This is a genomic window from Candidatus Phyllobacterium onerii (assembly GCF_028331445.1).
GTDB classification, from domain to species: domain Bacteria; phylum Pseudomonadota; class Alphaproteobacteria; order Rhizobiales; family Rhizobiaceae; genus Phyllobacterium; species Phyllobacterium onerii.
Genome location: NZ_JAQMHX010000003.1, coordinates 282,463 through 293,033 on the forward strand (window position 1 = coordinate 282,463; position 10,571 = coordinate 293,033).

General features: G+C 57.0%; 10 protein-coding genes and 1 other RNA gene. All 11 read right to left on the reverse strand.

Annotated features, from left to right (window positions below; genetic code table 11):
- Window positions 1-4: 4 nt before the first annotated feature.
- The 11 genes from PHA01_RS09415 to PHA01_RS09465 all read right to left on the reverse strand — a co-directional run bounded on the left by PHA01_RS09415 (window position 5) and on the right by PHA01_RS09465 (window position 10,507).
- Window positions 5-1,438, reverse strand: coding sequence for a UDP-N-acetylmuramoylalanyl-D-glutamyl-2,6-diaminopimelate--D-alanyl-D-alanine ligase (locus tag PHA01_RS09415; protein ID WP_271894735.1), 1,434 nt, complete (start codon window positions 1,436-1,438; stop codon window positions 5-7).
- Complete coding sequence (locus tag PHA01_RS09420; protein WP_271894736.1) at window positions 1,435-2,904, reverse strand: UDP-N-acetylmuramoyl-L-alanyl-D-glutamate--2,6-diaminopimelate ligase; 1,470 nt, start codon at window positions 2,902-2,904, stop codon at window positions 1,435-1,437. The genes PHA01_RS09415 and PHA01_RS09420 overlap by 4 nt, the downstream gene beginning before the upstream one ends.
- Window positions 2,905-2,972: 68 nt before the next feature.
- The gene (locus PHA01_RS09425; protein ID WP_271894737.1) at window positions 2,973-4,712 is read right to left on the reverse strand and encodes a peptidoglycan D,D-transpeptidase FtsI family protein; all 1,740 of its coding nucleotides are present in this window, start codon (window positions 4,710-4,712) and stop codon (window positions 2,973-2,975) included.
- On the reverse strand, window positions 4,712-5,170 hold the full coding sequence (ftsL, locus tag PHA01_RS09430; RefSeq protein WP_271894738.1) for a cell division protein FtsL: 459 nt from the start codon (window positions 5,168-5,170) through the stop codon (window positions 4,712-4,714). The genes PHA01_RS09425 and ftsL overlap by 1 nt, the downstream gene beginning before the upstream one ends.
- A 3-nt stretch (window positions 5,171-5,173) precedes the next feature.
- The gene (gene rsmH / locus PHA01_RS09435; RefSeq protein WP_271894739.1) at window positions 5,174-6,181 is read right to left on the reverse strand and encodes a 16S rRNA (cytosine(1402)-N(4))-methyltransferase RsmH; all 1,008 of its coding nucleotides are present in this window, start codon (window positions 6,179-6,181) and stop codon (window positions 5,174-5,176) included.
- Window positions 6,181-6,639, reverse strand: coding sequence for a division/cell wall cluster transcriptional repressor MraZ (gene mraZ, locus PHA01_RS09440; RefSeq protein WP_271894740.1), 459 nt, complete (start codon window positions 6,637-6,639; stop codon window positions 6,181-6,183). Before mraZ ends, rsmH begins: the two co-directional genes overlap by 1 nt.
- Before the next feature lie 387 nt (window positions 6,640-7,026).
- An RNA gene (rnpB, locus tag PHA01_RS09445) (RNase P RNA component class A) lies at window positions 7,027-7,460 on the reverse strand.
- 91 nt (window positions 7,461-7,551) lie between these two features.
- Window positions 7,552-8,301 (reverse strand): lytic transglycosylase domain-containing protein, encoded by a 750-nt coding sequence (locus PHA01_RS09450; RefSeq protein WP_271894741.1) that lies wholly within the window; start codon window positions 8,299-8,301, stop codon window positions 7,552-7,554.
- A gap of 213 nt (window positions 8,302-8,514) precedes the next feature.
- A complete protein-coding gene (locus tag PHA01_RS09455; protein ID WP_271894742.1) occupies window positions 8,515-9,279 on the reverse strand; it encodes a peptidoglycan recognition protein family protein in 765 nt (254 codons plus the stop codon).
- On the reverse strand, window positions 9,266-9,985 hold the full coding sequence (locus PHA01_RS09460; protein ID WP_271894743.1) for a J domain-containing protein: 720 nt from the start codon (window positions 9,983-9,985) through the stop codon (window positions 9,266-9,268). The genes PHA01_RS09455 and PHA01_RS09460 overlap by 14 nt, the downstream gene beginning before the upstream one ends.
- A gap of 150 nt (window positions 9,986-10,135) precedes the next feature.
- Window positions 10,136-10,507: a hypothetical protein gene (locus PHA01_RS09465; protein ID WP_271894744.1), complete on the reverse strand. Its 372-nt coding sequence runs from the start codon at window positions 10,505-10,507 to the stop codon at window positions 10,136-10,138.
- Window positions 10,508-10,571 lie beyond the last annotated feature (64 nt).

A 10,571-nucleotide genomic window follows, 5' to 3' on the forward strand; every position in this document is an offset into this window, starting at 1 on the left:
CAGGCTATTCGGCAGGACCGAGCGGCTCTACGGTGTTGTATTTGTGCAGGAGCGTTTTCACGATCTGCGCGAAGCCGGTCCCCTTGGATGACTTGACCATGATCACGTCACCGGCTCTGATGGTGTTCAGCAATTGCGGTTGCAATTCGTCTACGGTCTGCCTGTATTCGGCATGAAATTCAACCGGCATGGCCGATTTCAGCGCTGCCATCTCCGGTCCGCCGAGAAAAACCATGTTGATTGGATTGGCCAGGATTACCGAAGATAACTCGGCGTGCAGCTTGGGAGCCTGCTTGCCCAATTCCAGCATGTCGCCAAGAACCGCAATGCGCCGTCCCTTGCCATGAGGCGTTGCGGCCGCCAATAGTTCGATTGCCGCGCGCATCGATGCGGGATTAGCGTTGTAGCTTTCGTCAATCAGTGTGAATGTTCCATTGGCGATCTCGAGGAGATGACGCGCGCCGCGACCGCTCTCCGGCCGCAAGGACGCGAGCGCCAGCGTTACCTTGGTCATGTCCGCGCCTGTCAGGTGTGCGGCACCGAGGACTGCAAGTACGTTCTGAACCATATGCCTGCCTGGAGCACCGATTTTGACGACAGCTTCCTCGCCCGCAAGACGCGCCGTCAAACAGGAACATTCGTCGTGAAGTTTAAGCTTCATCAGGCGGTAGTCGGCACGCGCATTCTCGCCAAAACTCTTGATGTGCTCGACGCCCGCATCGTGCGCCAGTTTTTCCAAAAGTTTGAAGTGCTTGTCATCGCGGTTGAGCAACGCATAGCCGCCCGGTACAAGTCCTTCGAAAATCTCGGCCTTGGCGATGGCGATTTCCTGTAAATTTTTGAAGTGCCCGAGATGTGCAGCAGCAATCAGCGTAATCAACGCGACGTGCGGGCGAACCATTTTGACGAGCGGGCGTATCTCGTCGGCATGGTTCATGCCGATTTCAAAGATGCCATAGTCAGTGTCCGCCGGCATGCGCGCGAGCGTTAGCGGTACGCCCCAGTGATTGTTGAAGGATGCTGCAGAAGCATGCACTTTTCCGGCTTGTGCAAGAACATGCCGCAGTGCCTCTTTGGTGGTTGTCTTGCCAACCGATCCTGTGACGGCCACGATCTGCGCATGCGAGCGTTCCCGCGATGCAATGCCCAGCCGGGTCAACGCCGCCAACACATCATCAACGACGATCATCGGCGCTTTCAGTTTTCCGAGCGCCGGCAGTTTTGCTTCGGCGACCACGAGGAGTGCAGCCCCAGCTGCAACAGCGGCCGTTGCGTAGTCGTGGCCATCGAGCGCATCACCCTTAATGGCAAAGAACACTTCGCCAGATTGCAAGGTGCGCGTATCGATGGAAATTCCGGTGATCCCTTCGGGCAATTTGCCGACGGGCCTTCCATTCATCGCTTCGACCATCGCATCGGAAGTCCAGAGCAGGCTCATGCGTCCTTCTCCCGCGCCAGCCGGTCTTTAAGCGCCTGGGCAACTTCGACGTGGTCAGAAAACGGGAGCACAGTATCGCCGATGGTCTGGCCTTCTTCGTGTCCCTTGCCCGCAACGATCAGCGTATCGCCGGTCTTCATCATGGCGACGGCTTCCTGAATCGCCTCGCGGCGGTCTGCGATTTCGCGGGCACCGGGAGCAGCGGCGAGAATTTCGGAACGGATGGTGGCAGGAACTTCGGAACGCGGATTGTCATCGGTGACGATGACCACATCCGCGAGGCGTGTTGCGATTTCGCCCATCATCGGGCGCTTGCCCTTGTCACGATCACCGCCGCAGCCGAAAACCACGATAACACGGCCCGTTGTGAACGGCCGAACTGACGTCAGCACATTTTCGAGCGCGTCGGGCTTATGAGCATAATCGACATAGGCAGGAGCGCCGTCTTCGGTCGCACCAACAAGATCGAGCCGTCCCGGCGCACCCTTCAACCGCTCAAGCCCGCGCATTGCAGCTGCGGCAGGTACACCCGTGGCAATCGCGAGGCCCGCTGCCACCAGACCATTGGCCACCTGGAAATCACCAGCGAGCGGTAGCGTAATCTCAAAGATCTCGCCGGCGATGTGCACTTCAACGTGCTGGCGGAACCGCTCGTGCTCGACCCGCTTCAAGGTGATGAAATCGCCCTTACGGCCAACGGTCAAAACCGTACAACCAGCCTGCTCTGCCGCGGCGATAGTGGGTTTGGAGAACGGATCGTCTGCAAAGATGATTGCCGGTGCGCCCTTGGGCAGAAGCTCTGTGAACAGCCGCAGCTTCGCCGCATGATACTCCTCGACGGTCGCATGATAATCCATGTGATCGTGGCCGAGATTGGTGAAGGCTCCGGCCACAAGCCGGACGCCGTCGAGCCGGCGCTGGTCGAGACCATGAGAGGAGGCCTCCATCGCCGCGTGGGTTACGCCCTCTTCCACCAATTCGCGCAGCAATTTATGCAGTTCGACCGGATCTGGTGTCGTCAGCGAACCATAATCATCGCGCTTCGGTGAGACGACGCCAGTGGTTCCGATGCTTGCCGAAGCAAAGCCCGCCTGCGCCCATATCTGACGCGTGAATGACGCGACGGAGGTTTTGCCGCTGGTGCCGGTAATGGCAACCATCACATCTGGCTGTAGTTTGTAGAAACTGGCGGCGGCCAGTGCCAATGTCCTGCGTGGATCATCGACATAAATGATGGGTACGGAGACATTGCCAAGCTTTGCTCCGCGCGACGTCACGATCACGACGGCACCGCGCGCCACCGCATCGGCAGCATAGGCGACGCCATCGGCCTTCGAGCCCTTCAATGCAGCAAACAGAAATCCACGCTCAACCTGACGGGAGTCCGACGTCAGGCCACGGATTGTCTTCTCTCCGAGTTCGGAGATAGCCAAGGCTGGTATGCCGTTCAGATCTTTCAGTTTCATGGCCGGACTGGACCCATCTTCACTTTAAAAACCATCGAACACGCGACGATATGATTCGCGTTCTACCGTTATTGATCAAAATTAACCATCAATGGAGCGGATTCTTGTTCTTCGCGGAAATCTGGCTGAACCCCGAGAAACGATGCCGATCTGCGAATAATATCTGCAACCATTGGTGCTGCGTTAAAACCTGCCGTAGCGCCGACCTTGCCTATCTCCGCCTTGGGTTCATCGATAATTGTCAGAACCACATATTCTGGCTTGTCGATCGGAAAGGCTGCGACAAAGGCGTTGAAGCGTACGTCGCTGGAGTAGCGGCCATTGATCACTTTTTCCGCAGTACCCGTCTTGCCACCAACTCGATACCCGGGAACCGATGCCCGGTTGCCGGAGCCACCAGAGCCTTTCTCGGCGTTCAGGCGATAAAGATAGCGCATATCCTCGCTGGTCTTTTCACTCACCACCTGTTTTGCGACCTTGTTTGCCGCTTCGATCGTGCGGGGCAGGAAAGTCGGTTCAATGAGCTTGCCGCCATTCATCAAGGCGGCTGCACCAACCGCCGTCTGCAATGGTGTCGTTGCCATGCCGTGACCGAAGGCTATCGTAATGGAGTGTACCTTCTTCCAGACCTTCGGCTCCATGGGCCGTGCGACTTCGGGCAATTCCGTCTGCATTCGATCAAGCAGGCCCATGCGGTGCAGGAATGCACGGTGTCCTTCGATACCAACAACGTCCGCTTCCTTGGCCGAGCCGATGTTCGAGGAGTAGATGAAGACTTCCGGCATGGTCAGGATGCGATTTTTCCCGTGGAAATCGCGGATCGTCTGTCGACCGATGGTGATCGGGCGTCTCGCATCGAACGTACTCTGCAGATTGACCTTTCCGGAATCGAGCGCCATCGCGGTAGTAAAACTCTTGATGGTGGAACCCATCTCGTATGTACCGGCGGACATGCGATTGAGATGGTCTTTATCCAGCGCGTTGAACGGATTGTTCGGATCGAAATCCGGCGCCGAAGCCATCGCAAGCACTTCGCCGGTATGCACATTGATCACCACCGCGCCGGCCGCGATCGCTCGGTATTTTTGCATCGCATTGACGACCACATCGCGCACGACATGTTGGACACGCAGATCGATCGACAATTTCACCGGCTCAAGGGAGCGGCTGTCGGCAAGACCCACATCGCGCAGGTCGGACAGACCCTGTTCGTCGATGTATTTCTCCATGCCGGCAATACCCTGATTGTCGATATTGACGAGACCAAGGATATGTGAAGCGGTGGGACCGCCCGGATAAAAACGTGATTTCTCCGTGCGGAAACCAATGCCTGGAATGCCCAGCGCCATGATCTGGCTTTTCTGCTGCGGTGTCAGGCCGCGCTTGAGCCAGGCAAAACCCGTCCCGCTCTTGAGGCGGCTATAGGTCTGTTCGAAGTTGAGATCCGGCAGAACCGTCGAAAGCAATTCGACGGCTTCGTCCGGATCGACGATCTTGCGCGGCTCGGCATAAAGCGAGGCGGTCTTGATATCGGTGGCCAAGACTTCACCATTGCGGTCGAGAATATCAGGACGTGATGCAAGCACCGCCCCGGTCGGGCCATTATAGCCCGTCGTGTCTTCCTGCATCCCGTAGTAAACCAGACGTCCGCCGATAATCCCGTATATGCCGACGAAGCAGGCTATCGCCATCACAACACGATTGCGGGCGCGATTGCCCGATTTTTTCTTTTTGGCGTCCAGCGCGAAAACAGGCGCGATGCCCGTTACCAGTTCAGCTTTCTTCCGTTTGATCCAGATCGCAGCCATCAATAGAGCCCCGCTGCCTTTGGCGCTGCAATCGGAACAAGTCGCTTGGGCGGCTTGGGCGCCGTCTTCGGTTTGTTGATGCTGCCGGTCATGGTTGTGTCTGGTTTGATTTTCTCACCTGCATCTGCCTCGGTGATAATGTTCGCAACGTCATCCAGATCTTGCGAGACAGGTTTCGGCTGCGGCAATTCATTGATGTTGATGATTTGTTGCGCCTCCACCTGTTGCAGATCGAGTTGGCCTTGAAACGTCTCAACCAGCTTCTGCAGACGGTTCGGCTGGGTCAGCAGGCTCCAATCAGCCTTGAGCAGATCAATCGTATCCCTCTCATCCGTTATCATGCGCTGGAGCCGGGTAACTTGCGTCATCTGATTTTCAGCATCGTGCTTGATCTTGTAGGTCACGGCGGCCGCCAGGATCATCAGCCCGATCAATATGATGTCGAAGGTACGCAGCACGGATCAGCCCCTCGCTGTTTCATGGAACACTGGAAGATTTGGCAGGCCATAGATCGAATGATCTTCGGCTAGCGGTGGATTGTCTGTGCGGATACCGGCGCGCAATTTCGCCGAGCGGGCTCGCGGATTGCGGAGAGCCTCTGCCTCGCTCGGTGCAACGATGCCCTTGCCGACCGGAGTGAAGCTTGCCAGGCGCTGTTCGAGTTGCGGCAGATGACGCGAGCCGCCGCCAGTCCCTGAGCGGTCGGAAAAGAAACGTTTGACGATACGGTCTTCGAGCGAATGGAACGTGACGACGACGAGCCGCCCGCCAGGTTTCAGGACCCGTTCAGCGGCATGCAACGCGCGTACGAGTTCGCCCAATTCATCGTTGACGAAAATGCGCAGGGCTTGGAAAACCCGCGTCGCTGGATGGATCGGCACTTTCGGGTTTCTGCCGACAAGCGCTTCGATGGCATTGGCAAGGTCGCGCGTGCGGGTGAACGGTTCGGTCACCCGGCGCTTGTCGATCATACGGGCGATGCGCCCGGCATGGCGCTCCTCCCCGAGAAAATTGAAGATACGCGCCAGATCACCGATTTTCAGACGATTGACGACATCGGCGGCACTCGGACCGGTACTCGACATACGCATGTCGAGCGGGCCATCCTTCTGGAACGAGAAGCCGCGCTCCGCCTCATCGATCTGCATGGACGAAACACCGATATCGAGAACGACGCCATTCGGTGCACCGAGTATCGCGACCTGATCCAGTGTCGAAAAAGCACCCTGCACGAGGGTCAATCGTCCGGCATATTCCTTTTCCATGGCACGGCCGGCCTGGATAGCCGACGGGTCACGATCGACAGCCGTTACGGAAGCGCCTGTTTCCAGAATCCGCTTTGTATAGCCACCTGCGCCAAACGTACCATCGATAATCAGCTGACCTTTTTCCGGCTGGAGCGCGGCAATGACTTCATCGAGCAGGACCGGAATATGACGGCCATCGCCCGCATCTGGCGAACCCGCCATCAGCTTTTCCCCGCGGTCAGATTTTCCTGACGGCGCTTTTCCGCCAGTCGCTGCCGGACCTTTGCCCGATGCGCCTCGAACCGCTCCGGGTGCCACATCTGAAAATGCGTGTTGGCGCCCGCAAAGGTCACATCCGATGAAATGCCCGTATGCTCGCGCATGAAATCCGTAACCGTTATCCGCCCATCCCCGTCCAGCTTCAGGAAACCGCCATCCGCGTGAAGATAAAACGACATGTCGTCCGCCGTCTCCGCGAAAGGATCCTCGCTGTCCAGATGGTTGTCGAAGCGCGTCAAGAGTTCCGGGCCGCCCGCATCGAGCGCAGGCAAATGCAGAGAACGCAGGGCGTAGAGTTCCGTGTGGCCGGCCGCCTGGATGATCGAACGAAAATGCGCCGGAACGGACACCCGCCCCTTCGCATCGATCCTGTTCGTCACATGTCCGAGGAACCGGTTCAAAACGCAACTCCGCCGTTTCCGCCCCCAGGGCTTCGATCATCTCTACCTCTGCCTCACCCTTCGATCGCTTCGAAGCGCGAGCCCCACCAATAGAAGTCCAAGCACCGGCAAACTGAGCCGAACGCCAGCCTTGGCATGCCAAATCGTATTTCGGGAAACACCGTGTCGACTGAACGCTACTGATGAAATCAATCGATATCATGGGGCACTATGGGCGTCAATGGGATTACAAGACACAGAGTGGGAATGAGCCGTTATTCCGGCACACTTCCGGCGATTCTGAATTTATCGCTCATTAAGCTTAATGAAGGGTTAGGACTCTTCGAGAAGTTGTAATTGACAAAGCACGGCCGGACCGCTCGAAAGCAGCGAAATCAACGAATTGAAAATGCCAGCTGGCCTGTAAGCCGGGTTCTGTATGGCTGGATTTTCATCCAACGCGGCAGCCATTCATCTTGGACGGATGTTGCCATCCGCCTCCTGCAACCCACCCGGACGACTGACCCGGAAACTGATCGCCGGACTTTCGCCCGGCACGCCGTCCCTATTCGGTTTTGCTCCCGGTGGGGTTTGCCATGCCGCCCCTGTTACCAGTTGCGCGGTGGGCTCTTACCCCACCCTTTCACCCTTACCCCGTCATTCCTTGCGTCCGATACGAGCCGTATCCGGCGCAACGAAAGACGGGGCGGTTTCCTTTCTGTGGCACTTTCCCTGGGGTCACCCCCGCCGGACGTTATCCGGCACCGTGTTTCCATGGAGCCCGGACTTTCCTCACATGCCGCCTTTCGGCGTATGACATGCGCGGCTGCCCGACCAGCTGGCGATGCGTATAAATGCGTTTCGGAGGAAAAACGCAAATGAAAAAGGCCGGATACAATCCGGCCTTTGAATTCAGCAGAGGATTGACCAACCTTACATGGAGGCCATTTGCAACTTCACCTTGCTGCAATAGTTGGCAGAAACCGGGTTCATGCGCGTGGCACCATGACCGGCATTGTAGCGCAGGATGGTACCGCAGGTCGTGCCGTTGCCAAGCTTGTGCGCGCCGGCAAGATACTTCATGCCCCAGCGAATATTCGTTTCCGGGTTATACAGCGCTTGGCGCGTACCGGTATAGCCAAGACCACGCGCCGTCTCGAGCTTGATCTGCATCAGTCCGATTTCACCGGCGCTGCCGGTCATGTTTGGACGATAATTGCTTTCCACCCTGACGACCGCGTTCGCCAGAGCAAAAGGAACACCATAGGACGACGCATAGGAACTGATAATCGTCGAATAGTTGGACGATCCGATCGCTGAAGGGACACCACCCGTAGTCATTGTATCAACGCGGTCGATGGTCTCATTGCGAACGACGGTTTTCACCCGCGCTTTAGCATGAACCACGGGGCGTTTGTGGGTTGAAGCCTTTTTGCTCACCCGCTGCGACTTGACTGCGCTTTTCTTGACCGCTGTCTTTTCAACACCGCGCTTGGCTTGGGTCTTTGCCTGTACTGGCTTCGTAGACTTGTTAGCGGCTTTCTGTTGTTCCGCTTCGGCTCGTTTTGCCTTCATGTAGTCGGCGAGGTTTGTCGGCTCCTTTGGAGCGCTGAATGCTGAATTTGTGCCGAAGAAGGCCATCGCCCCAAGGAGGGCGAAAATCATACCAAATTTTTTTGTCATCTTTTTCCGTCTAGAAGCTTGGGCCGCACGAACGTGCACGCCGGGACCGTTCCGTGCCAAAAAACACAAGGGCGATGCCCGGAACATTGGCCAAGGATTTGACGGCGCAATGCAGCCGAATATTGATCGGCCAAATAACTTTGTGTAACCCATTGAAATATATATGCTGCAGCGCACAAAGCCTATCGAGAAAAGACTTTTTCGTTCAACAACTTATGACGAGACCACTGGCAGCGCAGAAAGTAGCTTGTGCAGGGTTTCGATGGTTGATACGTCCGCTACTCCATCGACTTTTTCAGGGCGAAAGTGACGCTGGAAGGCCAAAATGCCCAATTGTGTCGACGAACCGAACACACCATCGATAGGAACGCCATAGCCATAAAGAGCCAGCATTGACTGCAGGGCCTCGACAGGTTGCCCCTCATCGCCAAGCGAAAAGAACCTTCCGCCGCGTACCGGCGAAGGGCCAACCCAATGGCCAATGCCGGCATCGTAAAGTGCTGGCCATGGAAATTTTTCGCCGGGATCGATCTTGCGCGCCGGCGCGATATCCGAATGCGCCAAAACATTCTCCGGCCGGATGCTGTGGCGCGTCACGATCCCGTTGCAAAGGTCGATCACTGCCTCGATCTGCCGTTCAGGGAAATCCGGAAACCCGAGCAGCGGACCGCCGTTGACGATCTCGATTCCGATGGAACAGGAATTGATATCGGTCTCGCCTTTCCAGGAACTCTGCCCCGCATGCCAGGCGCGTTCGCTTTCTGGCACCATCTGTACGATACGGCCATTCTCGTAAACGACGTAGTGAGCGGACACTTCACTTTGTGGATTTGCCAGCCAGCTTTCCGCTGCCTCGCCGGTTTCCATGCCGGTATAATGGAGGATCAAGATGGAGGGACGTTTGCCGTCCTTGCGCGGACCGAAATTCGGCGAGGCATGAACACCGGCCCGCGGCTGGTCCGGCTCAAACGTGCTCATATGCCTTAAGATCTTTTTCGACTTTATCCCAAGCCGCATTGATCGCGGCGATGCGCTGGTTGGCAATGGCGATGAACTCTTCCGGCACTCCGCGTGCCATCAACATGTCCGGGTGGTTTTCGCGAACGAGCGCGCGGTACTGCTTACGTGCGGTTTCAAAATTGACGTCCCGTGGAAGACCGAGAACGAGGTATGGATCCGCCTGACTACGACCGACATGCCGTGCCAATATGATGTCGAACTCTTCCTCATCGATCGCAAATATCTCAGCGACTGTCCCGAGAAAAATCAGTTCCTCGTCGTGCAAGGCGCCGTCCGACTTGGCAATGTGGAACAACCCATCAAGGATGTCTTCCAGCATCTTGCAGTTGGGCTTGCCCGAGCCGCACAGCGAAGCCAACTGGGCGGCGTAGGCTTCGTAGCCCGCCACATCCTGCTTGGCGAGGTTATAAAGGCGTGTGACCTGGTCCTGATATTGCGCCGGCACATGGAAAATATCATTGAAAGCGTTGATTTCCGCCTGCGTCACGACGCCGTCGGCCTTCGCCATCTTGGCCGACAATGCAATCATGGCGATGGAGAAGGCTACGCGCCGCCGCGTTTCCGGATCGCCTTCAAACGCAGTACGCACCGCCTCGATGATGCTCGAAAAGGCATCGATCGCGGTGCTGGTAATGAAATCGCTGATGCGGCGCCAAATCGACATATGTTCGTTTTATTCAAATTCGTTCGCAATTGCGAGAGAGATAGTGTGTCGAAAAACGCGTTTTGCCGGGACCGGTTGACGCAGCATTTGCGTGCGTTCGGCAAAGCGGCCAGCGCACGGCTGGCCGCTTACCCATGACTGGGACTGTTTTTACTGAACGCCGAGCGCGTCCTTGATGGCTTTTTCTGCAGAGTCCGCAGCCGCCTTGACCTGATCCGCCGTCTGACCGGCTGCCGTCGCGGCATCCTCAGCCGCCTTTCGGGCGGTCGCGACTGCAGCCTGCTTTTGCTCAGCCGTCATTGTCGCTGCCTGATCCTTGATCTTCTTCAAGGTCTCTTCCGCGTTCATCGGCGCCGCCGGCGCTTCCGTAGCCGCGGGCGCTGGGGTCGGAGCTGGTGCTGGTGCCGGAGCCGGCTGTTCGACTTTTGCCGGCGGCTGCTCCGACTTCTGCTCACTTTCGCCGCAACCGGCCAGCGCCAGAAGCGAAACCGCCGCCAGCGAAACAACAAATTTACTCTTCATGGTTTCCTCTCCGAAATTGCTAGATGGCCCCTCGATTCCACCTTATCGAAAATAAGGCAAAGTT

What these genes read in the sequence shown, in the direction of transcription:
- PHA01_RS09455 (WP_271894742.1), bottom strand. Translation starts at nt 9,279, where the DNA reads ATGAGCACGTTTGAGCCGGACCAGCCGCGGGCCGGTGTTCATGCCTCG.
- PHA01_RS09415 (WP_271894735.1), bottom strand. Translation starts at nt 1,438, where the DNA reads ATGAGCCTGCTCTGGACTTCCGATGCGATGGTCGAAGCGATGAATGGA.
- PHA01_RS09420 (WP_271894736.1), bottom strand. Translation starts at nt 2,904, where the DNA reads ATGAAACTGAAAGATCTGAACGGCATACCAGCCTTGGCTATCTCCGAA.
- PHA01_RS09460 (WP_271894743.1), bottom strand. Translation starts at nt 9,985, where the DNA reads ATGTCGATTTGGCGCCGCATCAGCGATTTCATTACCAGCACCGCGATC.
- PHA01_RS09425 (WP_271894737.1), bottom strand. Translation starts at nt 4,712, where the DNA reads ATGGCTGCGATCTGGATCAAACGGAAGAAAGCTGAACTGGTAACGGGC.
- PHA01_RS09450 (WP_271894741.1), bottom strand. Translation starts at nt 8,301, where the DNA reads ATGACAAAAAAATTTGGTATGATTTTCGCCCTCCTTGGGGCGATGGCC.
- PHA01_RS09465 (WP_271894744.1), bottom strand. Translation starts at nt 10,507, where the DNA reads ATGAAGAGTAAATTTGTTGTTTCGCTGGCGGCGGTTTCGCTTCTGGCG.
- rsmH (WP_271894739.1), bottom strand. Translation starts at nt 6,181, where the DNA reads ATGGCGGGTTCGCCAGATGCGGGCGATGGCCGTCATATTCCGGTCCTG.